Below are 24,555 nucleotides of genomic sequence, written 5' to 3'. Positions count from 1 at the left end.
GACCTGCGAGTGCCCTACAAAATGACAACGACAACAACAAAATTAGATCCGATTGAAACCGCATCGCGTGACGAATTACAGGCTTTGCAAACCGAGCGCCTGAAATGGACGTTAAAACACGCCTATGAAAATGTCCCGATGTACCGCCGTAAGTTCGACGCGGCGGGGGTTCACCCGGATGATTTCCGTGAGCTGAGCGATCTGAGCAAGTTTCCCTGCACCACCAAGCAGGACCTGCGTGACAACTATCCCTTCGACACCTTCGCGGTACCGATGGAGCAGGTGGTGCGTATCCATGCATCATCCGGCACCACGGGTAAACCGACGGTGGTGGGCTATACGCAAAATGATATCGATACTTGGGCTAACATCGTCGCCCGCTCGCTGCGTGCCGCAGGCGGTACCGCGAAAGATAAAATCCACGTCGCTTATGGCTATGGCCTTTTCACCGGCGGACTGGGCGCGCACTACGGCGCGGAACGCCTGGGGGCAACGGTTATCCCGATGTCCGGCGGTCAAACCGAGAAACAGGCGCAGCTGATTCGCGATTTCAAACCTGACATGATTATGGTCACGCCATCCTACTGTCTGAACCTGATTGAAGAGCTGGAGCGCCAGATGGGCGGTGACGCGCGGGGTTGTTCGCTGCGTACCGGTGTCTTTGGCGCAGAGCCGTGGACAACGGGGATGCGCGCGGAGATCGAACGTCGCCTGGGTATTACGGCGCTGGATATTTATGGCCTCTCGGAAGTGATGGGGCCGGGCGTGGCGATGGAGTGCATCGAAACGGGTGATGGTCCGACAATATGGGAGGATCATTTCTTCCCGGAAGTGGTCAATCCGGATGACGGTACGCCACTGGCTGACGGCGAGCACGGCGAACTGCTGTTCACCACGCTGACGAAAGAAGCGCTACCGGTCATTCGTTATCGTACCCGCGACCTGACGCGCCTGCTGCCGGGTACCGCACGCACGATGCGTCGTATGGATCGCATTAGCGGGCGCAGCGACGATATGCTGATTATTCGCGGCGTCAACGTCTTCCCATCGCAGGTGGAAGAAGAGATCCTCAAGATTGAACATCTGGCTCCGCATTACCAGTTGGAAGTGGATCGCCGAGGACATCTTGATTCGCTTTCGGTACGCGTGGAGCTTAAAGAGAGTAGCCTGGTGCTAAGCCATGAGCAGCGCTGCCAGATTTGCCATCATTTGCGTCATCGTATTAAGTCGATGGTCGGTATTTCAACGGACGTAAGCATTGTTAACTGCGGCAGCATTCCGCGCTCAGAAGGAAAGGCGTGTCGGGTGTTCGACCTGCGCAAAGTTGCCGCCAACGGTTAAGACTCGTAGGCCTGATAAGCGCAGCGCCATCAGGCGAGAGCGCACAAGTTACCGGATGGCGGCGTTGCCTTATCCGGCCTACAAATTCCTGCCATATCGCGGAAATTATCCTGTGCTATGATTCAAAAAGGACAAAAAAGACAACAGTATGAATCATATGGAAAAACTCGATAGTTTTATTCAGCAGGCGGTAACCGCAATGCCGGTCAGCGGCACCTCTCTTATCGCCTCGCTTTACGGGGACTGTTTATCGCAACGCGGTGGAGAAGTCTGGCTCGGTAGCGTTGCCGCGCTGCTGGAAGGGCTTGGCTTCGGTGAACGTTTTGTACGTACCGCGCTGTTTCGCCTTAATAAAGAAGAATGGCTGGACGTAGTACGTATCGGCCGCCGCAGTTTCTACCGCCTGAGTGATAAAGGGCTACGCTTGACGCGCCGCGCCGAGAGCAAAATCTACCGTGCCAGCGCCCCTGAGTGGGACGGTACCTGGCTGCTGCTGCTGTCGGAGGGGCTGGAGAAAAATACCCTGGCCGAAGTTAAAAAGCAGCTGTTATGGCAAGGTTTTGGCGTACTGGCGCCGAGTCTGCTGGCGTCGCCATCGCAAAAGCTGGCGGACGTACAGTCGCTGCTCCATGAAGCTGGGGTAGCGGAAAACGTCATCGTTTTTGAGGCGCATTCGCCGTTGGCACTCTCCCGCGCTGCGCTGCGTGAGCGGGTAGAAGGGTGCTGGCACTTAACCGAACAAAATGCCATGTACGAGGCGTTTATCACGCTGTTCCGTCCGTTGTTACCGCTACTGCGTGACGCCGGGCCGGACGAACTTACGCCAGAGCGCTGCTTCCAGATCCGCCTGTTGCTCATTCACTTCTATCGTCGGGTTGTGCTCAAAGATCCGCTGTTGCCGGAAGAATTGTTGCCTGCTCACTGGCTGGGTCAGACGGCGCGTCAGCTGTGCATTAATATTTATCAACGTGTTGCGCCCGGCGCCCAGGTTTTCGTCAGCGAAAAAGGCGAGAGCTCGGTGGGGGAACTGCCCGCGCCGGGTCCGCTCTATTATCAACGCTTCGGCGGATTAGCCGAGGTGTAACAGGAGAAGCCATGCCGATTTACCAGATTGACGGGATGATCCCGGTAGTTCCTGCAGAAAGCTATGTTCACCCAACCGCAGTGCTGATTGGCGATGTCATTCTCGGCAAAGGTGTTTATGTTGGTCCCAACGCCAGCCTGCGCGGAGATTTTGGGCGTATCGTGGTTAAAGATGGGGCGAATATCCAGGATAACTGCGTGATGCACGGATTTCCCGGCCAGGATACGGTGGTGGAAGAGGACGGACATATCGGCCACGGCGCGATTCTGCATGGCTGTGTGATTGGGCGTAACGCGCTGGTCGGCATGAGCGCGGTGATTATCGATGGCGCGACCATCGGTGAAAACAGTATCGTTGGTGCTTCGGCGTTTGTGAAAGCGCGCGCTGAGATGCCTGCCAACCATCTGATTGTCGGCAGCCCGGCAAAAGCGATTCGCATGTTAACTGAGCAGGAACTGGTGTGGAAAAAACAGGGTACTCGCGAGTATCAGGTGCTGGTGGGGCGCTGTCAGCAGACGCTTGCAGAAGTGGAGCCGCTGACTGCGGTAGAACCCGACAGAAAGCGGCTGGAGTTTGATGAGAATTTGCAACCTAAGTCAGCGAGTTAGCGATTCTACGCAATACCCGGTGTCAGAACTGATAGCTGGCGGTAACGCTGACGTTACGCGGCTCACCATAAACGATAGAACCGTCGATATTCGTGTCGTAGGTTTTATCGAACAGGTTATTAAGGTTACCCTGCACTGAGAAGTTTTTTGTTACCTGGTAGCGGGTGAACAAATCTACCAGGGCGTAGCTTCCCTGTTCCGCGCGGAATGTGCCATAAGGCGTGACCGTATCGCTGTAAACACGATTCTGCCAGTTAACTCCACCGCCGACGGTCAGTTCCGGCATGGCTGGCAGGCGATAACGGGTAAACAGTTTGACCGTGGTCCGCGGCAGATTCGGGTTTACTGCATTGCCTTCGTTGTCTTCAGCAACATAGCGTGTCGCGCCAAACGTCATCTGCCAGTTATCAGTGATCGCACCGTTAATCTCGAATTCGACCCCTTTGCTGACCGTACCATCCATCGCTTTAAAGGCCGTGTCGCCATTGCTACCGGCGATTGGCACACCGGTTGATTGCGCTACGTTATCCTGTTCAATGCGGAACACCGCGAGCGTGGTGGTTAAACGGCTGTTCATCCAGTCGGACTTCAGGCCAAGCTCATAGTTGTTGCCGGTGATCGGAGAGAGATATTTACCGGAACTGTCGCGCTTGTTCTGCGGCTGGAAGATTGAGGTATAGCTGGCGTAGGTAGACCAGTTATCGTCAATGTCATAGACCAGACCCGCATACGGCGTGGTGTGGTTTTGCTCCATGCTGTAGGTCAGGGTGTCGATACGCCAGTTGGTGTAACGTGCGCCAACAATCAAATGCAGTGGGTCGGCCAGCGAAATACGCGTTGCGGCGTACAGCGATTTCATGTGCGTGGTATCGTCCTGAGCCAATGACTGCGGGTTCCAGTTGGTTTCAGGGAAGTTACCATCGTAGGTATAGAAGCTGCCGATTTCGTTGGGGAAAACGTTCGCCCACGAGCTTTCATAACGGTTATTCTGTTTACTGTAGCTGCCGCCCAACATCAGATTATGCTGGCGACCAAACAGATCGTAACCGCCGTCGGCAAATAGATCGACAGCATCCACTTTACGTTTGCCGCTGTTCCAGCCGGTTCCTCCGACGTAGTCATATCCTGGACCATAGTTGCCATATGGGCCAATCAGCGTGCCGTCGGCCTTGTTAACATAGGCATCGACGTACATCATTTTACTGTCGAACTTGACCTCGGAGTGGGTGGCGTTCATGGTCGCCTGCCAGGTATCGGCAAAACGTTGTTTGATGGTGACAAACACTTTGTTGAAGTCTTTATCGTTGTAAGCCCAGTCCGGTGCAGTGCTGCGCGAACGGTCGTAGCTGTTTTTACTGCCATCGGTATTCCAGCGCGGCAATCCACCCCAGGTTGGGCTGTTGATATCAATGCGCTGATATTCATAGCCCGCAGACAGGCTGGTGGTGTCACCCAAATCGGCATCGACAATCCCGGAGAAGAACATTTTTTCGCTATTGTAGCGATCAAGCCAGGAGTCGTTATTCTGGTAACCCGCCACGATGCGGCCGCGCACGTTGCCGTCTGCTGTAAGCGGGCTTTGCAGATCGGTCACATAGCGTTGTTTGTTCCAAGTGCCATATTCCGCTGAAACATTACCGGTGAACTCGCGGCTGGTGGCATGCTTACGGATCATGTTAATGGAGGCTGAAGGGTTACCCGTCCCGGCCATTAGCCCGTTTGCGCCACGGACCACTTCGACACGCTCAAAAAGGGCGGTGTCAGAAAGGGCGTCACCGAGATTCCAGCGGGATTCAAAATAGGTCGGGATCCCATCGACCATATAGTTATCAATCTGAAATCCGCGCGAGTAATAGCTGCTGCGATCTGAATCCGCCTGGCTTTTGCTTATCCCCAACGTGTTATCCATCACATCGCCCAGCGTTTGCAACTGCTGATCTTCCATGCGCTGCTGGCTGACAATGCTGACCGATTGCGGAATATCGCGCTGCGTCATTTGCATTTTTGTGCCAGCGGTCGTCGATTTAACACTGTAATCCTGCTCCTCACTGGATGCGGATGGAGCAGAACCCTCCACGATCACTGTCTCTTCTGCAGGGGCTGCGAGGCTGGTGGAAGGTAAAAGGGCTAGCGTGACGCATGCTGCCAGCAAAGAAGGGGCAAGCCCCGGTTGGCGTTGAACATTCCCGTTGAGTGTTGTGAAAGACATCAAAAAGTCCTTGATAATTATTAATATTAAGTTCGAATCACCGGTAGTGTGATGAACCCTTTGGTTGTAAATTATTAAGTGCGCATGTAAATACAAATGCGAAATATACGCATTAACATTCAATGTGTAAACAGATGCTACGCGATAAATGAAATATTGTTTCAGTACTATGCTTAAGCGATAGCGATGGGAAATGGTTATAAGAACAGCAGCGGCAAAGGATTTTGCTTAAATAATCGAGGGTTAAAGTTGAAAGAGCGTGAGTAACTCGCTCATACTCTATACTCGCAGAGTTACCCGGCGTAGCATGACAAAACGCTTGGGCTGATAATGAAAAAGGAAAACGTCGTGGCAGAAGAAACTATATTCAGCAAAATTATTCGTCGTGAGATTCCGTCGGATATCGTATACCAGGACGAACTGGTCACTGCGTTTCGTGATATTTCCCCTCAGGCACCAACGCATATCCTGATCATTCCTAACATTCTGATCCCCACTGTCAATGATGTGACGGCGGAACATGAACAGGCATTGGGCCGCATGATCACCGTTGCGGCGAAAATTGCTGAGCAGGAAGGCATTGCTGCAGATGGGTACCGCTTAATCATGAACACCAACCGCCACGGGGGGCAGGAGGTGTATCACATTCATATGCACCTGCTGGGTGGACGTGCGCTTGGCCCAATGCTTGCGCATAAAGGTCTGTAAGCATGACCAGAGGATGCATTGCGCTTTCACTGGGTTTGTTGTTGCTGGCGGGTTGTCGAACACATCCTGAAATCCCGGTAAGTGATGAACAGTCGCTGGTGATGGAATCAACAATTCTGGCGGCGGGTATTACAGCAGAGCAGCCCACGTTAACAACGTCTGATATTCAGGCTTCGGCATCCTCTCGACTCTATAACGAAAGACAAGAACCCGTTACCGTTCATTATCGGTTTTACTGGTATGACGCCAGAGGGCTGGAAATGCACCCTCTGGAAGCGCCACGCAGTGTGACTATTCCGGCTCATTCGTCGGTGACGCTGTACGGCAGCGCCAATTTTCTGGGGGCGCACAAGGTTAGACTTTATCTTTATTTGTAAGGGGTGAATCTTGATGAACAAAATGAATCGCTACGCACTGATTGCCGCGCTGGCGATGTTTCTCTCTGGCTGTGTGGCGCAACGTGAGCCCGCGCCGGTAGAGGAAGTGAAGCCGGTACCGGAACAGCCTGCGCAGCCGCAACAGCCGGTGCCGGTTGTGCCAACGGTGCCAAGCATACCGCAGCAGCCGGGCCCAATTGAGCATGAAGACCAAACGGCGCAGCCTACGCCACGTCAACGTCACTATGACTGGAACGGGGCTATGCAGCCGATGGTCGGCAAAATGCTGCAGGCAGACGGCGTCAAAGCGGGCGGCGTTCTGCTGGTTGATAGCGTGAATAACCGCACCAACGGCTCGTTGAACGCGGGTGAAGCCACCGAAACCTTACGTAACGCGCTGGCGAATAACGGTAAGTTTACGCTGATTTCTGCCCAACAGCTGGCTGTCGCCAAACAGCAGTTAGGTCTGTCGCCGAATGACAGTCTGGGAACGCGCAGTAAAGCGATTGGTATCGCCCGTAACGTTGGCGCGCAGTATGTGCTTTATTCCAGCGCATCCGGCAACGTCAATTCGCCTGCGCTGCAAATGCAATTAATGCTGGTACAAACTGGCGAGATAATCTGGTCAGGTAAAGGTGCCGTTCAGCAACAATAACAGACTCACGCGCGGCGAAGTGTTGTCGCGCTATTTCCCGCAGTATCATCCCGTCGCAACCAGCCAAACCGGCCTGAGCGGCGGGAGCTGCATCATTGAACACCGTTCCCACCGACTGGTACTGCGCTGCCATCACGACCCTGACGCGCCGGAATCTCATTTCTTACGCCAATATCATGCGCTAAAACACCTGCCAGAAAGCCTTGCGCCACGTCCTCACTTTTATACGCGTGGGTGGATGGCAGTCGAGTTTTTTCACGGTAAGGTAGAATCCAGATTACCGGACGCCGACGAACTCGCAGGCTTACTGTATCATCTGCACCAGCAACCCCGATTGGGCTGGCGAATCAGCCTGCTTCCGCTACTTGAACAGTACTGGCAGTGTGGCGATCCGGCGCGTCGTACACCATGCTGGCTGCGCGCGCTGAAGCGGCTAAGGAAACGAGGTGAGCCTCGACCTTTGCGTCTGGGGCCGCTGCATATGGATGTTCACGGTGACAACATCGTACATACGGCATCAGGGCTGCGGCTGATTGACTGGGAATACGCCGGAGACGGTGATATTGCCCTGGAGCTGGCGGCAGTATGGGTTAGCGATGAATCCCAGCACCAACAGTTGGTTAGCACCTACGCCCAACGAGCGCACATTGAGCCAGACGTTTTGTGGCGACAGGTCAGACAATGGCAACCCTGGATAATGATGCTGAAGGCGGGGTGGTTTGAGTATCGCTGGCGGCAAACCGGCGATCGACAATTTATCAGGCTGGCCGATGAAACCTGGCGGCAGCTAACAATGAAAGGATAAGGAGAGCAGTGTGGGCCCAGTAATGTTGGATGTCGAAGGGTATGAGCTGGACGCTGAAGAGCGTGAGATTCTGGCACATCCGCTGGTAGGTGGGTTGATCCTCTTTACCCGAAATTATCATGACCCGGAACAGCTGCGTGAATTAGTGCGTCAGATCCGGGCTGCGTCACGTAACCATCTGGTGGTGGCGGTAGATCAGGAAGGCGGACGCGTACAGCGTTTTCGTGAGGGCTTTACCCGTCTGCCTGCGGCTCAATCCTTTGCTGCGTTGCATGGTCTGGAAGAGGGCGGCAAACTGGCTCAGGACGCTGGGTGGTTGATGGCCAGCGAAATGATCGCGATGGACATTGATATCAGCTTTGCACCCGTGCTGGATGTGGGCCATATCAGCGCAGCAATCGGCGAGCGTTCTTACCATGCCGATCCGCTAAAAGCGCTGGCGATGGCGACCCGCTTCATTGACGGGATGCATGCTGCTGGCATGAAAACGACCGGTAAACATTTCCCAGGACATGGGGCGGTGACGGCGGATTCACACAAAGAAACCCCAACCGATCCACGCCCAGAAGCCGAGATTCGTGCGAAAGATATGTCCGTGTTCCAGACGTTGATTACGGAAAACAAACTGGATGCCATTATGCCTGCGCATGTCATCTACAGTGATGTCGATCCGCGTCCGGCGAGTGGCTCACCTCACTGGTTGAAAACGGTGCTACGTCAGGAACTTGGCTTCGATGGTGTCATTTTCTCCGACGATTTGTCGATGGAAGGGGCGGCGATTATGGGAAGCTATGCGGAGCGTGGACAGGCGTCGCTGGATGCAGGTTGCGATATGATCCTGGTCTGCAATAATCGTAAGGGAGCGGTCAGTGTGTTAGATAATCTGTCGCCGATCAATGCAGAACGTGTTACACGTTTGTATCATAAAGGTTCATTTTCACGTCAGGAACTGATGGACTCGTCACGCTGGAAGACGGTAAGCGCTCAGCTTAACCAACTTCATGAGCGCTGGCAGGAAGAGAAAGCAGGTCATTAACGCAAGTTTGGCGAGGATGCGATGATTATCTATTTACACGGTTTTGACTCTAACAGCCCGGGCAACCATGAGAAGGTGTTGCAGCTGCAATTCATCGACCCGGATGTCAGGCTGATTAGCTACAGTACGCGGCATCCTAAACATGATATGCAGCATCTGCTGAAAGAAGTGGACAAAATGCTGCAGCTGAATGTGGATGACCGTCCGCTGATTTGTGGTGTGGGGCTCGGGGGATATTGGGCTGAACGGATTGGTTTCCTGTGTGATATTCGTCAGGTAGTGTTTAATCCCAACCTGTTCCCGTATGAGAACATGGAAGGCAAAATCGACAGACCTGAGGAGTATGCAGATATCGCGACAAAATGCGTGACCAATTTCCGCGAAAAGAATCGCGATCGCTGCCTGGTGATCCTGTCACGTCATGATGAAGCGCTTAATAGTCAGCGTTCGTCGGAAGAGCTGCATCATTTTTACGAGATAGTCTGGGACGAAGAGCAGACGCATAAGTTTAAGAATATCTCTCCGCATTTGCAGCGCATCAAAGCGTTCAAGACGTTAGGTTAATTCTTATTGAGTGTGTAAAAAACCAGCCATCGGGCTGGTTTTTTTGTTCTTAAAGTTCCGGTTGTCTATCTTTTCAGCATCAAAACTTGATACATATCAATTTTGGTATGACCAATGCACCGTTCGTGTTATTCTCACTCTCGAAGAACATTTTCATTGCCGTAACTTGTTGTTAATTAAAGGCTATGCTCATAACTTTTAATTAACAATTGGTTAATAAATTTGAGGGGGTCACGTTGACTACACCATTGAAAAGGATCGTGATTGTCGGCGGCGGTGCTGGCGGACTGGAAATGGCGACGCAGCTGGGTAAAAAACTCGGGCGTAAGAAAAAGGCCAAAATCACACTGGTAGACAGAAACCACAGTCACTTGTGGAAACCGTTACTGCATGAAGTGGCGACGGGTTCACTGGACGAAGGTGTGGATGCGCTGAGTTATCTGGCACATGCCCGTAACCATGGCTTCCAGTTCCAGTTAGGCTCGGTGGTGGATATCGATCGTGAAGCGAAGACCATTACTCTTGCTGAGCTGCGCGATGAGAAGGGTGAGCTGCTGGTTCCTGAGCGTAAAGTGCCGTATGACACGCTGGTGATGGCGTTGGGCAGTACGTCCAACGATTTCAACACCCCTGGCGTGAAAGAAAACTGCATTTTCCTCGATAACCCGCATCAGGCGCGTCGTTTCCACCAGGAGATGCTGAATCTGTTCCTGAAGTATTCCGCGAATCTGGGCGCTAACGGAAAAGTGAATATCGCCATTGTGGGTGGCGGTGCGACGGGTGTTGAACTCTCCGCTGAGCTGCACAATGCGGTAAAACAACTGCACAGCTATGGTTACAAAGGGCTGACCAATGACGCGCTGAACGTTACGCTGGTCGAAGCCGGTGAGCGTATTCTGCCTGCGTTGCCGCCGCGTATTTCCGGTGCTGCGCATAATGAGTTAACCAAACTGGGCGTACGCGTACTGACCCAGACGATGGTAACCAGCGCTGATGAAGGCGGACTGCACACCAAAGATGGCGAATACATTAAAGCCGATCTGATGGTGTGGGCGGCGGGTATCAAAGCGCCAGACTTTATGAAAGACATTGGCGGTCTGGAAACGAACCGTATTAACCAACTGGTGGTTGAGCCAACTCTGCAGAGCACGCGCGATCCTGACGTGTACGCGATTGGCGACTGCGCTTCCTGCGCTCGCCCGGAAGGCGGTTTTGTGCCTCCGCGCGCTCAGGCAGCACACCAGATGGCGACCTGCGCGATGAACAATATTCTGGCACAGATGAACGGTAAGCCGCTGAAAGCGTATCAGTACAAAGATCACGGCTCTCTGGTCTCGCTCTCTAACTTCTCTACCGTGGGTAGCCTGATGGGCAACCTGACCCGTGGTTCGATGATGGTGGAAGGACGTATTGCGCGCTTTGTGTACATCTCACTGTACCGCATGCACCAGATTGCTTTGCACGGCTACTTCAAAACCGGCCTGATGATGCTGGTCGGCAGTATCAACCGGGTGATTCGCCCGCGTCTGAAACTGCATTAATATCGACCTGTGGTGTCGGATGATTTTACGCATCCGACGCCTTCCTTCAGAGTTGTCTGAATCATTCCGCTTTCGCTCCACCTCCCGCTATTTTCATCCGTAATCTGATTGGCATTCCTTACCTTCTGTTGCAAAGTTGTTGCTAATAGCAAAAAAGGAGGTAGTCCCGTGAATAAATCAATGTTGGCGGGTATAGGGATTGGCGTAGCTGCTGCGCTGGGTGTTGCAGCGGTGGCCAGTCTGAACGTTTTCGAGCGTGGCCCACAGTATGCGCAAGTTGTCTCTGCAACACCGATTAAAGAGTCGGTAAAAACACCGCGTCAGGAGTGCCGGAACGTAACGGTCACCCACCGCAAGCCGGTACAAGATGAAAACCGTATCGCGGGTTCCGTACTGGGCGCGGTTGCGGGTGGTGTTATTGGGCATCAGTTTGGCGGTGGACGTGGTAAAGATATTGCTACCGTGGCCGGTGCTTTAGGCGGCGGCTATGCAGGTAACCAGATTCAGGGTTCGATGCAGGAAAACGATACTTACACCACCACGCAGCAGCGTTGTAAAACGGTGTATGACAAATCTGAAAAGATGCTGGGCTACGACGTGACGTACAAAATTGGCGATCAGCAGGGGAAAATCCGTATGGATAAGGACCCCGGCGCGCAAATTCCGTTGGATAACAACGGACAGTTGGTACTGAATAACAAAGCGTAAAATAGCATTATCCTGAACATTAGCCCCCCATTCGCTCAGGCTGGGGGGGCTTTTTTTATCAGAAGGTTAAGGCGTAGTTCAGACCAAAAGTACGACCCCGGCCCTTGTATTCATACAGTGACGGGCTGCCGTAGGTTGGGCTATACAGCAGTGGCGCACGTTGTCCCCACAGTGTGGTGTACTCTTCATTCAGCAGGTTTTCCACGCTGAAGGTCAGCTTACCCAACGGGAGCTGATAGCTGCCGATAAAGTCCATCGTGTTATAGCCATCCAGCTTGTTACCGCTGGCGTCGGTCAGATCAAATGTTTGCTGGCTCTGTACGCGCAAGGTCCACGGTTCTGGTGCCCAGCCGACCCACGCGGTTGCTTTGGACGGTGAGGCCAGCGTGACATCCCATTTTTGCCATTTACCGTTCTGTTTCACTTCCGATTTAATGACGTTGAAGTTGCCACCCAGGCTCCAGTCCGTGTCCGCAATGAAATAATCCACCGCACCTTCAACGCCATAAATGCGGCGATCGTCGGGCTGAACGTTAATGGTCATATCGCTACGGTTGATAACGATCGATTTATCTGAAGTCGAGTAGTAAGCGGCCAGTTGCGTGCGCAGACTATCGCCGGTGTAGCGCCACCCCAGTTCGTACGAGTTAACTTTAATCCCTTCCAGACGTGAATCCGCCACGTTGACGCTGCGCTGGAGCTGGTAATGATCGCCAACCAGCGAATAGGTACCGTTACCGTAATATTTCCCTGGGTCCGGAAGCTCCACGCCCTGAGAAAAGTTAAACCACGTTTGCTGACGGTCGGTCAGGTGGGCAAGGATACCGGCGTTGAACAGGAAATTATCGTAATCGGTTTTGCCGCCCGGAATAGTATCGGCAGAGTTCGCAAGCCCGGTCGCGATTCCCTGCTGTTGAGCATAGCCAACGAAATCATCAACCCTGTTTTCGGTCCACTGATAGCGCACGCCGGCGCTGAGGGTAAAGATATCGTTAATGTCATAGCTGTTTTGCAGGAAAGGCGCGAAATTGGTGATGCTGTAACCGGGGTAACGTCCGGTGGTATAAGCGGTACGGTTGTCCATGCCGCCGGAGGGCAGGGACCAGGCCAGATCGAAGAATTTCTGATTGGAGTCGAAGGTTTCGTGATCGGCATCGACACCCCACGTCAGTTCCCAGTTATCCATCAACTGGCTGTTGAGGGTAATTTTGGCACCAAACTGGTCTGTGTCCTGCTGTGATGCGGAGAAACTGGTGACTTTGCCTTTGCTGAGCGTAGGGAAGGGGTAGAATTTCAGCGATTCGTCACGGTAATAGATTTGGCTGACCAGGTTTTGGCCAAAAAAATCCGCATCTGAATATTGCAGGCTAATAAGATGACGTTCGGTGCCGGGAATACGATCGGAATTCAGTCCGCTGCTGGTATATGCTTTGCCGTTTCCGGTCACGGCGGACATGTTCTCGCCGAGATCCAGCCCGTAATCGTCATCCCCCTGACTTTTATAGTACTGCGTAACCAGTTGCAACTGACGGTTGTCGTCAAGTTCAATTGTCCCGGTGCCCATGACGTCCAGACGATCGGAGTGCTGTAGCCCGGTTTGGGTGTTATCGAGCAGCAGGGCATCGTGATTACCGTCATACCAGCCGCCAAATCGTTGATACGCGACGGACATACGCCCGGAAGCGCGATCGGTTCCGCCACTCACCGCCGCGGCAACGCGCTCATCATGATCGTTGCTATTGTTGAAGCCGCTTTTGCTCCCCAGTTCGAGTTCTACTTCACGCTCCGGCTGACCTTTTTTGGTGACAATGTTGATTAATCCGCCGGTACTGCCACCGCCATAAAGAGAGGTTGCGCCTGAAATGACTTCAATGTGCGCAATGTTAAATGGGTCAATGGAGTCAAGCTGACGGCTGTCGGTTCGCGAGGAGTTCAGACGGACACCGTCAATTAGCACGACAATGGCGCGACCGCGCATGTTCATGCCGTAGTTTGTGCGTCCCTGGCTACTAACATCGATTCCTGGGATTAGCTGAGCAAGAACATCCTTGAACTCTTTTCCTCCCTGAACCTGTTGTTCAATCTCGCTTCCTTCAATAACCCAGGTCGTTTGCGCCATTTCTGCCACGGTGCGCTGGCTACGGTTGGCGCTGACGATGAGGTTCTCTTCCTCAGCCGCAACAGCGGGTAAAGTTAAAGATAACAGAAGAGGATTGAGCACCCAGAGACGCTTATGCATTTGTATTCCTTTTAAAAAAAGTCGGTCTGTTTTTGTTATAGCGGTAGAGAAACCGATGGTTACATTGTGAAACAGGCATTAAAACAAATGCGAATATTGCTGATAATAATTGTCGTTATCAATACTTTTTACAAAAAATGATCGGGTAACACGATGAAAACAATGAGAAATGTAGGGACAATAGAACGGGAATCTAACCGGGAGCGTTATCAGCTCCCGGTGGTGTGAGTACAGCGGGGGAATTGCGGGAAAGGGTTAAGCTTTGACGAGTTCGGGCCACAGCCGCAGAGTTGTGTGTGCGATCTGCATCAGTTTTTCAAACGTTGCGCCTTCACGGGCGCTGATCGACATACCTTGTAAAATACAGTTCAGGTATTCGGCCAGTTTTTGCACGTCGCAATGGGCCGGAATTTCGCCTCGTTGCTGGCGCTGGTGAAGGAACTGGGTAAGCGTCTGTTCCTGCATTGCATGGCGGGATTTCACCGTGTGCGCAATATCGCGGGAAGAGGCTGCCAGCGTCGCAGAAGTATTAATCATGAAACATCCCGCCGGGGTGTCCTTGCTGGTAAAGCAGGTCGCTATAGCGGTGAAATAGTCTTCAAGTGCGGACTCAAGGCTTTTTTCTTCACAAAACAGCTGGGCTTCGTGTTTCGCCGCAAAGCGGGTGATGTAGCGGTCCAGTACGGCACGGAACAACCCTTCTTTATTGGTGAACTCCGCATACAGCGTGGGCGCTTTTGCGCCGGTGGCTTCCACAAGATCGGCGAGCGAGGTCGCTTCATATCCGTGCTGCCAGAAGAGTGTCATGGCCTTATCAAGCGCGGCTTCCCTGTCGAACACTTTTGGTCGGCCACGGCTTTTTTTTGCACAACCTGTCGTTTCAGTTGTCATGGCGCCGATGTACCTTTGTTGGGTTTATTGAATAACCATTATAAAAATATTCGACTGCACACTCCAGCGGATTCACGATAAAAATAATTTATAGCTATTAGCATGAAAAATAAGACCTTTATATTTTATATAACGATCATTATAAAAAAAATGTTGACGTGTGACCTGGATCACATCTATGATTTACCTATCGATCGTTAAGTTAATCTTTTCGACACCCATTCATCTGCTAAAGGTCACTATTATGAAAAACGTAAAAACACTGTTTGTTGCTGCTGTTCTTAGCTCACTGTCATTTGCAAGCTTTGCCGCTGTTGAAGTTCAATCCACTCCTGCGGGCCAAGAGAAAGTCGGTACTATTTCTGCGAATGCGGGGACTAACTTAGGTTCTTTGGAAGATCAACTGGCGCAGAAAGCCGATGAGATGGGTGCGAAGTCTTTCCGTATTACTTCCGTTACCGGTCCTAACACTCTTCACGGAACTGCTGTTATCTACAAATAAGATTTAACCCATCGCAATGCCACTGCGAGTTAAATAAAAAACCCCCGCGGAATAAAATCCAGCGGGGGTTTTTTTATACACTACGTTTACAGCGGTTGTTGAGCAACGTCATGATGACGGGTCACATCGACCGGCATGCCTGAGCGAATCTCCATCGCATGATCCATGACGGCGGTATCTGTTTGCGCCGCATTTTTAAATGTCTGCATGGACGCGTTCAGCACGATCGGCAGCAGTTGCGGGTCGTCATTGATTTTTTCGGACAGCGGTTGGTGTACTTCCACCAGGCGCACGCCGTTAGGCTCAACGGATGCTTTGATTGGCGTATTGATAATATTGACCTTAGTTCCGGGCGTTACCTGACGGAACAGGGTTTCGATATCACCGTCGCGCAGACGAATACAGCCGGAACTGACGCGCATTCCGATGCCAAAATCAGCATTTGTACCGTGCAACAGGTACACGCCGCCGTATGCCGCTAAGCGAATCGCATGATGGCCCATCGGGTTATCCGGACCGGCAGGCACAACGGCAGGCAGGTCAATCCCGTTTGCTTTGTATCGCGCGCGGATATTTGCCGTCGGCGTCCAGGTGGGGTTGGCGCGTTTATCAGAGATGGTGGTTACCATCGTAGGCGTCAACGTGTCACCACCTAACTGGCCAATACCAATAGGATACACGGTCACCGAATTGGTCCCCGGCTGGTAATAATAAAGACGCAGTTCGGCGAGGTTGATAACAATACCTTCGCGCGGGGCATCAGGTAGCAGAGTTTGTAACGGGATCGTCAAAACGCTGCCCGGACGTGGTACGTAAGGGTCAACGCCAGGGTTGGCCTGCAGCAGCGCGAGAAAGCCGACATTGTACTTTTTCGCAATCGCTTCCAGAGAACCGCCATTGTCTTCAACAACGTGAACGGCATTCTGACCCACCAGACGGCTTCCCGGTGGCGGCAGCGGCCAGGTGTTTGCCTGAGCCGGAAGTGCTAACGCGAATGTCGCTGCAAGCGTAAAAAACGCGAGCCAGCGAGAGAGTCGTTTATTGTTTAACATCACCATAAATCCATTGTTTTTACGTGGTTTTTATTATGTAAAAGTAAACGAGAATTATGGCTGTTTGCTGTGTCGGGAAGTGCAGGGAAGTGCAAAGAGTTTGTAAATTCATCAGGCCGGGTGAGTGGTGTGCTCACCCGGCCTGTTCACTATGCTTATGCTACGGCGTTTTCTTCAAGCTGACGCATAAACTGGCGGACCCAGTCGATCCGCGTTTTACGCTCGCTCAACTCCTGCATAAATTTCAGCCGGGTTGGACCGTCCAGACGGAAGTGCTGCGGCTGCTTTTGCAGTAAACCAATCAGCCAGACCGGGTTGACGTGGTTTTTCTCGGCAAATTCAATGGTACCGCCTTTTTCATTGCCTTCGAGCTTTCTGATCCCCAGTTTCTGCGCCTGCTGGCGTAAACGGGCGATATCCAGCAGCGTACGAGCCGGGTCGGGCAGCAAGCCAAAACGGTCTATCAGCTCAACCTTAATTTCTTCCAGTTCGTTTTCGCCTTTCGCACTGGCAATGCGCTTGTAGAACGACAGTCGGGTGTTTACATCCGGGATATAGTCATCCGGCAGCAGAGACGGCATGCGCAGTTCAACTTCGGTTTGCTGGCTGGTGAGATCTTCCAGTGACGGTTCACGCCCTTCTTTGAGCGCATCGACCGCGTTTTCCAGCAGTTCCATATACAGTGAGAAGCCGATGCTTTCCATGGAACCACTCTGATCTTCACCCAGTAATTCCCCGGCGCCGCGAATTTCGAGGTCGTGGGTCGCCAGCGCAAAACCTGCGCCCAAATCTTCCAGCGAGGCGATGGCTTCCAGACGTTTTTGCGCGTCGGTGGTCATCGCTTTCGGATGCGGCGTCAGCAGCCAGGCGTAAGCCTGGTGGTGAGAACGTCCCACACGACCGCGCAACTGGTGTAATTGCGCTAAACCGAAGTGATCCGCTCGTTCGATGATGATGGTGTTAGCGGTGGGGATGTCGATCCCGGTTTCGATAATGGTGGTACACACCAGCACGTTAAAACGCTGATGGTGGAAATCGTTCATCACGCGTTCCAGTTCGCGCTCGCGCATTTGTCCGTGACCGATACCAATACGCGCTTCCGGCACCAGTTCTGCTAATCTGTCAGCGGTTTTCTGGATGTTTTCGACGTCGTTAAACAGATAATAAACTTGTCCCCCGCGCAGAACTTCACGCAGGATCGCCTCGCGTACCACCAGGTTGTCGTATTCGCGCACGAAGGTTTTGACCGCCAGACGACGAGCGGGCGGCGTGGCGATAATCGACAGATCGCGCATGCCGCTCATTGCCATATTGAGCGTACGTGGAATTGGCGTTGCCGTCAGGGTCAGAATATCGACATCTGCGCGCATCGCCTTGATGCGTTCTTTGTGGCGCACGCCGAAACGGTGCTCTTCATCGACAATCAGTAGACCCAGATCTTTTAACTTCACATCCGCTTGCAGCAGTTTGTGCGTGCCGATGAGAATATCAATTTTTCCCTCGGCAACTTGCTCCAGAATCTGCGCTTGCTCTTTGGCGCTACGGAAACGGGACAACATCTCAATGCGTACCGGCCAGTTGGCAAAGCGGTCGCGGAAGTTGTCGAAGTGCTGCTGTGCGAGCAGGGTGGTCGGCACCAGCACGGCAACCTGCTTGTGGTTCTCTACGGCGAGAAAGGCCGCGCGCATCGCGACTTCGGTTTTACCAAAGCCGACGTCGCCGCAGACCAGGCGGTCCATGGCCAGCGGTTGACACATATCGCTGAGTACCGCGTTAATCGCCTGCGCCTGGTCAGGCGTGGTTTCAAACGGGAAGCTGTCGCAAAACAGCTGATACTGTTCACGGTCATGCTTAAAGGCAAAGCCTTCTTTCGCCGCGCGCTGGGCATAAATATCCAGCAGCTCTGCCGCAACATCGCGCACCTTCTCAGCGGCTTTCTGTCGGGCACGTGACCAGGCATCGCCGCCAAGTTTATGCAGCGGCGCATTCTCTTCTGCGCCACCTGCATAGCGGCTGATCAGATGCAGTGACGACACCGGCACGTACAGTTTGGCGTCGTTGGCATAGGTGAGCATCAGATATTCACCGGTTATGCCGCCCGCTTCCAGCGTGGTCATACCGGCATAACGACCCACGCCATGCTCCAGATGCACCACCGGCTGACCGGGATGCAGCTCTGCGAGGTTACGAATTAACGTATCCGGGTTGATGGTGCGACGAGAATCCTGGCGGCGGCGCGCCACGCGTTCCCCAAGCAGATCGCTTTCACAAATCAGCGCCAGATTGCGTTTGCTATCGATGAAGCCGTGCTCAGCTGCGCCAATCATCAGATAACGACCGTTATCTACGGCTTCATCGAGTCGCAATATCCGCTTCGGCGCCACTTTGATACGGGCGAGCAGTTCGCCAAGTGCTTCACGGCGGCCTTCACTTTCCACCGAGAAAATCACCGGACCGGTGAAGCCTTCAAGGAATTTACGTAACGCATCTAACGGCGCTTTTTGCTGTGCCTGAACGGCGATATCCGGCAGCTTCTGGAACCCGAGGTTAGTATTCGCTGCTTTGTTCGCCAGACTCTCGGTTTTCAGTTGAACGCGCGGCCAGCGTTTAAGTTCAGAAAACAGCTCATCAACCCGCAGCCACAGCGATTCCGGCGGCAGAAGCGGGCGCATCGGATCAACACCGCGATTTTCAAAGCGCGACAGGGTATCGGCCTGGAAGCGTTCTGCGCTGGTCTCGATATCACCGGTATTCACCAATAACGTATTGGCGGGGAAGTAGCTGAACAGCGGCGGCAGCGGCTCGCTGAAAAACAGCGGTTGCCAGTATTCAATACCCGCAGGTAACGTGCCTTTGCTGACCTGCTGGTAAATATGTTCGGCGTCGCGTTTCACCTCAAAGGTATCGCGCCACTGGCTACGGAATAGTTCGATGGCCGTTTTGTCAGTCGGGAATTCGTGTGCGGGAAGCAAATTAATGGCATCGACTTCTTCCAGCGTGCGCTGGGTGTCGGTATCAAACAGACGCAGGCTGTCGATTTCGTCATCAAAGAAATCCAGACGATAAGGCAACTCGCTGCCCATCGGGAACAAATCCAACAACGCGCCGCGCGTGGCATATTCGCCGTGTTCCATGACCTGATCAACATGGCGATAGCCCGCACTGTCCAGTTGTTCACGCAGAGCATCACGTGAAAGTCGTTGGCCCTTTTTCATGACCAGCGCATGACCGTGCAGATAGCTGTGCGGACAAACGCGCTGCATCAGTGTATTTACCGGAACGATCAGCACGCCGCGCTGCATGGCAGGCAGCTGATACAGCGTGGAGAGCCGCGAGGAGATAATCTCCTGATGGGGAGAAAAGCTGTCGTAGGGTAGCGTTTCCCAGTCGGCCAGGTTCATCACCATCTGGTCAGTAAACTGACGAATTTCATCATGCAAACGCAGCGCATTTTGCATGTCCGGCGCGATCAGGACCACTGGACCCGCGTGATGTTCGGCGATTTCGGCAACCAGCGTTGCGCAGGCGGCGCCGGTAAGCTCACCCAACTGGCGCTGATCGCCTGCTTTCGCTGGGAGCGTGTAATGATGTTGTTCAGGCATTCGGTTGTCAGGATCTCGTTTAGATATACATCTGATAAGCAATGTTCTTTATTATCCGTGATCGTTTCTCATAAGCAAATTGATTCGCCCCCTGATGGGGGCAAAAAGCGCGTTGGGGTTAGCGCGAGACGGCTGATAAAGAAGGTGGAGAAAAGAGCAGGTCGGCCACTGTTTTTTGTGAAATTTTACGTACCAACAGGCCAAACAAGGTGCACAGCAGCAGGCAGGCGAACGGATACACCAGCAGCAGGGCCAGCTCCGCATAGGCAGGCCAGGCGGCATGATTGATTTTGGGGATTAGCGTTAAGCTGAACAGCTCAACCAGAATACGGTGGGTGGTGTAGATGGCGATGGTATTGGCACCAATCACGCTTAACGGGCCGGACCCACGCATACCAAAGCGCAGCTCAAATTGATAAAACAGCTTCATGATCAGCACAATGGAAAGCAGAGAAAGTAATAGTGAGACATTTGCCAGCCACGCGACGACGGCGGCGATTGCGCTAACCAGAACAATGACCGCATGGCGGCGCAGGGGCACCTCTTTGATCCATACCATCAGCGTTGCGCCAAACCATGCACCGAGGCTGTACCAGGGCAGATTGCGAATCACGCTGTTCATTCCCCACCACGGCGTCGGGACAAAATTGATCGCCATGCTCAGCACCACAAATAACGCCAACAGCGGCACCGCCCAGCGGCTGAAAATCTTACACAGAACAAAATAGACAATCAGCGCGTACAGATACCACAAGCTGGTACTGGCGGTCAGCATTCCGTGGGTAAAACCCGCGATCGAATCGGCATACGCGGCGTTGGCAGCATGGCTCAGATCGCGCTGTGGGGCCAGCCAGTTATTGAGCGCGACTAACGCCAGCCATTGCACCACTCCCCAAAGCACCAGCACCCAGGCAATGCTCCAGATCCGCTTATCCACGCAGGTGGGCCACGGGACGCTATCAATGTAGCGACGGATCAGATACCCAGAAATAAAGAAAAAGACCGGCATGCGAAACGGCGCCAGGTATAAATTGAGGTAAATCCAGCATTTGCTCAGCAGCTCTGAAAGCGGATGCTGAAAAGTAGTGAGGTGCGGGTAAAACGTGATTACCGAGTGGTAAATCACCACCAGACAAATACATAACCCTTTGATTTGATTAATCCATAGTTCTTTTTTCTTCATCGAGACGGCGTATCCATATTGTTGGCTATAGCCTGCCATCCTGCGCAACCCGCTGTGCGCTGTAATGCGTAACTGTCTGCATTTTGTTTTTTTAAGATAAAGATCAGGGATCCGGGCTGAAGGGTTGAGGGACAACTTTAGCGAATTGATTTATTTATACTTTTAGGAATAGTGCTGACGAACACTTACGGTTCAGTCATTTACCCATTCCGCTTTCGCTTATATACTCGTGACTTTGCTAACAGCAACCAGACGGATTTCATGTACCAACCTGTCGCTCTATTCATCGGCCTGCGTTATATGCGTGGGCGTGCAGCAGATCGCTTCGGTCGCTTCGTTTCCTGGCTCTCCACCATAGGCATTACTCTCGGGGTAATGGCGCTGGTCACGGTGTTGTCGGTGATGAACGGTTTCGAGCGCGAGCTGCAAAACAATATTCTTGGCCTGATGCCTCAGGCCGTACTCTCGTCTGAACAGGGTTCCCTCAACCCGCAACAACTGCCGGAAAAAGCGGTGGTGTTGAACGGCGTCAACCGCGTTGCACCCATAACTACGGGAGATGTGGTGCTGCAAAGCGCGCGTAGCGTTGCCGTCGGCGTGATGCTCGGTATCGATCCGGCGCAAAAAGATCCGTTAACGCCGTATCTGGTCAATGTGAAGCAAACAGATCTGCAACCGGGTAAGTATAATGTCATCCTCGGCGAGCAGCTTGCCGGGCAGTTGGGCGTGAACCGTGGCGATCAAATCCGTGTGATGGTGCCCTCGGCCAGCCAGTTTACGCCGATGGGGCGTTTGCCGAGCCAGCGTTTGTTTACGGTGATTGGCACTTTCGCCGCCAACAGCGAAGTCGATGGCTACCAGATGCTGACCAACATTCAGGATGCCTCGCGTCTGATGCGCTATCCGGTGGGTAATATCACTGGCTGGCGTCTGTGGCTGAACGAACCGTTAAAAGTTGACACGCTGAGCCAGCAAACGCTGCCGCAAGGCACCAAATGGCAGGACTGGCGCGAGCGCAAAGGGGAACTGTTCCAGGCCGTGCGCATGGAAAAGAACATGATGGGGCTGCTGCTTAGCCTGATCGTGGCGGTGGCGGCTTTTAATATTATTACCTCGCTGGGTCTGATGGTAATGGAGAAGCAAGGGGAAGTGGCGATTTTACAAACGCAGGGGCTAACGCCGCGGCAGATAATGATGGTGTTTATGGTTCAGGGGGCCAGTGCCGGGGTGATTGGCGCGCTGCTGGGCGCTGTACTGGGTGCCTTGCTCGCCAGCCAACTGAACAATCTGATGCCAATTATTGGTGTGCTGCTGGATGGCGCTGCGCTGCCGGTCGCTATCGAGCCGCTGCAGGTTATCGTCATTGCGCTGGTGGCGATGGCCATCGCGCTGCTGTCTACGCTTTATCCTTCCTGGCGCGCTGCCGCCACTCAACCCGCTGAGGCTTTACGTTATGAATAAGATCCTGTTGCAATGCGACAACCTGTGCAAACGCTACCAGGAAGGCACTGTGCAGACCGATGTACTGCACGATGTCAGTTTTTGCGTCGGCGAAGGTGAGATGATGGCGATTGTCGGCAGCTCAGGCTCCGGCAAGAGTACGTTGCTGCATCTGTTAGGTGGGTTGGATACCCCGACTTCCGGCGACGTCATTTTTAGCGGTCAGCCAATGAGTAAGCTCTCGTCGGCGGCGAAAGCGGAACTGCGTAATCAGAAGCTGGGCTTTATTTACCAGTTCCACCATTTGCTGCCGGATTTTACGGCGCTGGAAAACGTAGCGATGCCGCTGCTGATCGGCAAGAAAAAACCGGCTGAAATCACCGAGCGCGCACGGGATATGCTGAAAGCGGTAGGGTTGGATCATCGTGCCAGTCATCGCCCGTCTGAACTGTCTGGCGGCGAACGCCAGCGGGTGGCCATCGCGCGTGCGCTGGTGAATAACCCGCGTCTGGTCCTGGCGGATGAGCCAACGGGTAACCTGGATGCGCGTAACGCGGACAGCATTTTCGAGCTTCTGGGTGAGCTGAACCGCTCTCAGGGCACGGCATTTCTGGTGGTGACGCACGATCTGCAACTGGCGAAGCGGATGAGTCGCCAGCTTGAAATGCGCGATGGTCGCCTGACGGCTGAACTGAGCCTGATGGGAGCTGAGTAATGGCTTCGCCTTTATCGTTATTGATTGGTCTGCGCTTTAGCCGTGGTCGGCGGCGCGGCGGTATGGTTTCGTTAATTTCGGTGATATCTACCGTTGGCATCGCGTTGGGTGTGGCGGTGTTGATCGTCGGTTTAAGTGCCATGAACGGATTTGAGCGTGAGCTGAACAACCGTATTCTGGCCGTAGTCCCACACGGAGAGATTGAAGCCGTAAATCAGCCGTGGAATAACTGGCAGGAAGCGCTCGACAAGGTACAAAAAGTGCCGGGTATTGTCGCCGCGGCGCCTTATATCAACTTTACCGGACTGGTGGAGAGCGGGGCGAACTTACGCGCGGTGCAGGTGAAGGGCGTAGACCCGAAACAGGAACAGCGTTTAAGCGCGTTGCCATCCTTTGTGCAAAACCACGCCTGGGATAATTTTAAAGCCGGTGAACAACAAATCATCATTGGTAAGGGTATTGCCGATGCGCTGAAGGTGAAGCAGGGTGACTGGGTGTCGATTATGATCCCTAACGCCAGTGCGGATCATAAGCTACAGCAGCCTAAACGCGTGCGTTTGCACGTGACGGGGATCCTGCAACTGAGCGGTCAGCTCGATCACAGCTTTGCCATGATCCCAATGGAAGATGCGCAGCAATATCTTGATATGGGAACCAGCGTTTCCGGGATCGCGCTGAAGGTTAACGACGTGTTTAACGCCAATAAGCTGGTGCGAGACGCGGGTGAAGTCACCAATAACTATGTTTACATCAAGAGCTGGATCGGCACCTACGGCTATATGTACCGCGATATTCAGATGATCCGCGCCATTATGTATCTGGCTATGGTGCTGGTGATTGGCGTGGCCTGTTTTAATATCGTTTCCACGTTAGTGATGGCGGTAAAAGACAAAAGCGGCGATATTGCGGTATTAAGAACCCTCGGGGCGAAAGATGGGTTGATCCGTGCCATTTTTGTCTGGTACGGCCTGCTGGCGGGTCTGTTCGGTAGCCTGATAGGCGTCGTCATCGGGGTGGTTGTCTCGTTGCAACTGACGCCGATCATAAACGGGATTGAGGCGCTTATCGGCCATCAGTTCCTGTCCGGCGATATCTATTTCATTGACTTCCTGCCATCGGAATTACACTGGCTGGATGTGATTTACGTGCTGGTGACAGCACTCGTGCTGAGTCTTTTGGCAAGTTGGTATCCGGCGCGTCGCGCCAGCAATATTGATCCTGCGAGAGTACTTAGCGGCCAATAACAACAATAATACACGACAGCATTCATGCTGCATCAAGGCGTAGCCAACGCA

At 53.2% G+C, this 24,555-nt stretch carries 21 protein-coding genes; 15 read left to right on the top strand and 6 right to left on the bottom strand.

What is annotated here, in order from left to right; translation table 11 throughout:
* Positions 1 to 21 precede the first annotated feature (21 nt).
* The 3 genes from paaK to paaY all read left to right on the top strand — a co-directional run bounded on the left by paaK (position 22) and on the right by paaY (position 3,033).
* Positions 22 to 1,341: a phenylacetate--CoA ligase PaaK gene (gene paaK / locus OGY13_RS14910; RefSeq protein WP_003832244.1), complete on the top strand. Its 1,320-nt coding sequence runs from the start codon at positions 22 to 24 to the stop codon at positions 1,339 to 1,341.
* Between the two features lie 157 nt (positions 1,342 to 1,498).
* Positions 1,499 to 2,425: a phenylacetic acid degradation operon negative regulatory protein PaaX gene (gene paaX, locus OGY13_RS14905; protein ID WP_020996484.1), complete on the top strand. Its 927-nt coding sequence runs from the start codon at positions 1,499 to 1,501 to the stop codon at positions 2,423 to 2,425.
* An 11-nt stretch (positions 2,426 to 2,436) separates the two neighbouring features.
* Positions 2,437 to 3,033: a phenylacetic acid degradation protein PaaY gene (gene paaY / locus OGY13_RS14900; RefSeq protein WP_103014552.1), complete on the top strand. Its 597-nt coding sequence runs from the start codon at positions 2,437 to 2,439 to the stop codon at positions 3,031 to 3,033.
* Between the two features lie 22 nt (positions 3,034 to 3,055).
* On the opposite strand, the gene fhuE is transcribed toward paaY, so the two are convergent.
* Complete coding sequence (gene fhuE, locus OGY13_RS14895; RefSeq protein WP_213752939.1) at positions 3,056 to 5,242, bottom strand: ferric-rhodotorulic acid/ferric-coprogen receptor FhuE; 2,187 nt, start codon at positions 5,240 to 5,242, stop codon at positions 3,056 to 3,058.
* A 348-nt stretch (positions 5,243 to 5,590) separates the two neighbouring features.
* Here fhuE and hinT point away from each other — a divergent pair, with 348 nt between their 5' ends.
* The 8 genes from hinT (at position 5,591) to OGY13_RS14855 (ending at position 11,636) form a co-directional block, all read left to right on the top strand.
* Positions 5,591 to 5,950 (top strand): purine nucleoside phosphoramidase, encoded by a 360-nt coding sequence (gene hinT, locus OGY13_RS14890; protein WP_003030826.1) that lies wholly within the window; start codon positions 5,591 to 5,593, stop codon positions 5,948 to 5,950.
* Between the two features lie 2 nt (positions 5,951 to 5,952).
* Positions 5,953 to 6,327, top strand: coding sequence for a YcfL family putative periplasmic lipoprotein (locus OGY13_RS14885; RefSeq protein ID WP_008784425.1), 375 nt, complete (start codon positions 5,953 to 5,955; stop codon positions 6,325 to 6,327).
* Positions 6,328 to 6,340: 13 nt separating this feature from the next.
* A complete protein-coding gene (gene lpoB / locus OGY13_RS14880) occupies positions 6,341 to 6,982 on the top strand; it encodes a penicillin-binding protein activator LpoB (RefSeq protein ID WP_008784426.1) in 642 nt (213 codons plus the stop codon).
* Entirely contained in the window at positions 6,963 to 7,787 is an 825-nt protein-coding gene (thiK, locus tag OGY13_RS14875) for a thiamine kinase (protein WP_111465769.1), read from the top strand. The genes lpoB and thiK overlap by 20 nt, the downstream gene beginning before the upstream one ends.
* A 10-nt stretch (positions 7,788 to 7,797) precedes the next feature.
* Positions 7,798 to 8,823, top strand: a complete 1,026-nt coding sequence (gene nagZ, locus OGY13_RS14870; RefSeq protein ID WP_048214423.1) for a beta-N-acetylhexosaminidase — start codon at positions 7,798 to 7,800, stop codon at positions 8,821 to 8,823.
* A 21-nt stretch (positions 8,824 to 8,844) separates the two neighbouring features.
* Positions 8,845 to 9,387, top strand: coding sequence for an alpha/beta hydrolase YcfP (gene ycfP / locus OGY13_RS14865; protein WP_003030817.1), 543 nt, complete (start codon positions 8,845 to 8,847; stop codon positions 9,385 to 9,387).
* Between the two features lie 236 nt (positions 9,388 to 9,623).
* Positions 9,624 to 10,928: an NADH-quinone dehydrogenase gene (gene ndh / locus OGY13_RS14860; RefSeq protein ID WP_003832263.1), complete on the top strand. Its 1,305-nt coding sequence runs from the start codon at positions 9,624 to 9,626 to the stop codon at positions 10,926 to 10,928.
* A gap of 168 nt (positions 10,929 to 11,096) precedes the next feature.
* The gene (locus tag OGY13_RS14855; protein WP_003030814.1) at positions 11,097 to 11,636 is read left to right on the top strand and encodes a glycine zipper 2TM domain-containing protein; all 540 of its coding nucleotides are present in this window, start codon (positions 11,097 to 11,099) and stop codon (positions 11,634 to 11,636) included.
* 58 nt (positions 11,637 to 11,694) lie between these two features.
* Here OGY13_RS14855 and OGY13_RS14850 read toward each other — a convergent pair whose 3' ends face one another.
* Together OGY13_RS14850 and comR are read right to left on the bottom strand one after the other, a co-directional pair.
* Positions 11,695 to 13,875 carry a TonB-dependent siderophore receptor gene (locus OGY13_RS14850; protein ID WP_008784431.1) on the bottom strand — a complete coding sequence of 727 codons (2,181 nt, stop codon included), beginning with the start codon at positions 13,873 to 13,875 and terminating at the stop codon, positions 11,695 to 11,697.
* A gap of 255 nt (positions 13,876 to 14,130) precedes the next feature.
* Positions 14,131 to 14,766 carry a TetR family copper-responsive transcriptional repressor ComR gene (gene comR / locus OGY13_RS14845; protein ID WP_008784432.1) on the bottom strand — a complete coding sequence of 212 codons (636 nt, stop codon included), beginning with the start codon at positions 14,764 to 14,766 and terminating at the stop codon, positions 14,131 to 14,133.
* A 244-nt stretch (positions 14,767 to 15,010) separates the two neighbouring features.
* Here comR and bhsA point away from each other — a divergent pair, with 244 nt between their 5' ends.
* The gene (bhsA, locus tag OGY13_RS14840) at positions 15,011 to 15,268 is read left to right on the top strand and encodes a multiple stress resistance protein BhsA (RefSeq protein WP_003030810.1); all 258 of its coding nucleotides are present in this window, start codon (positions 15,011 to 15,013) and stop codon (positions 15,266 to 15,268) included.
* Positions 15,269 to 15,354: 86 nt separating this feature from the next.
* Here bhsA and ldtC read toward each other — a convergent pair whose 3' ends face one another.
* The 3 genes from ldtC to OGY13_RS14825 form a co-directional block, all read right to left on the bottom strand.
* Entirely contained in the window at positions 15,355 to 16,320 is a 966-nt protein-coding gene (gene ldtC, locus OGY13_RS14835) for a L,D-transpeptidase LdtC (protein WP_032944376.1), read from the bottom strand.
* A 155-nt stretch (positions 16,321 to 16,475) separates the two neighbouring features.
* Positions 16,476 to 19,922, bottom strand: coding sequence for a transcription-repair coupling factor (gene mfd, locus OGY13_RS14830; protein ID WP_213752940.1), 3,447 nt, complete (start codon positions 19,920 to 19,922; stop codon positions 16,476 to 16,478).
* A gap of 118 nt (positions 19,923 to 20,040) precedes the next feature.
* Positions 20,041 to 21,105 (bottom strand): acyltransferase family protein, encoded by a 1,065-nt coding sequence (locus OGY13_RS14825; RefSeq protein WP_213752941.1) that lies wholly within the window; start codon positions 21,103 to 21,105, stop codon positions 20,041 to 20,043.
* A 261-nt stretch (positions 21,106 to 21,366) separates the two neighbouring features.
* Here OGY13_RS14825 and lolC point away from each other — a divergent pair, with 261 nt between their 5' ends.
* Genes lolC through lolE form a run of 3 tightly spaced genes read left to right on the top strand, consistent with a single transcriptional unit; the run spans position 21,367 to position 24,504 of the window.
* A complete protein-coding gene (gene lolC / locus OGY13_RS14820; RefSeq protein ID WP_032934420.1) occupies positions 21,367 to 22,566 on the top strand; it encodes a lipoprotein-releasing ABC transporter permease subunit LolC in 1,200 nt (399 codons plus the stop codon).
* On the top strand, positions 22,559 to 23,260 hold the full coding sequence (gene lolD / locus OGY13_RS14815) for a lipoprotein-releasing ABC transporter ATP-binding protein LolD (protein WP_003832278.1): 702 nt from the start codon (positions 22,559 to 22,561) through the stop codon (positions 23,258 to 23,260). Before lolC ends, lolD begins: the two co-directional genes overlap by 8 nt.
* Positions 23,260 to 24,504: a lipoprotein-releasing ABC transporter permease subunit LolE gene (gene lolE, locus OGY13_RS14810; RefSeq protein ID WP_003030804.1), complete on the top strand. Its 1,245-nt coding sequence runs from the start codon at positions 23,260 to 23,262 to the stop codon at positions 24,502 to 24,504. Before lolD ends, lolE begins: the two co-directional genes overlap by 1 nt.
* Positions 24,505 to 24,555 lie beyond the last annotated feature (51 nt).

It is taken from the genome of Citrobacter sp. Cpo045 (assembly GCF_030332875.1).
Classification (GTDB): Bacteria; Pseudomonadota; Gammaproteobacteria; order Enterobacterales; family Enterobacteriaceae; genus Citrobacter; species Citrobacter portucalensis.
This window is presented reverse-complemented; position numbering and strand designations above follow the sequence as displayed.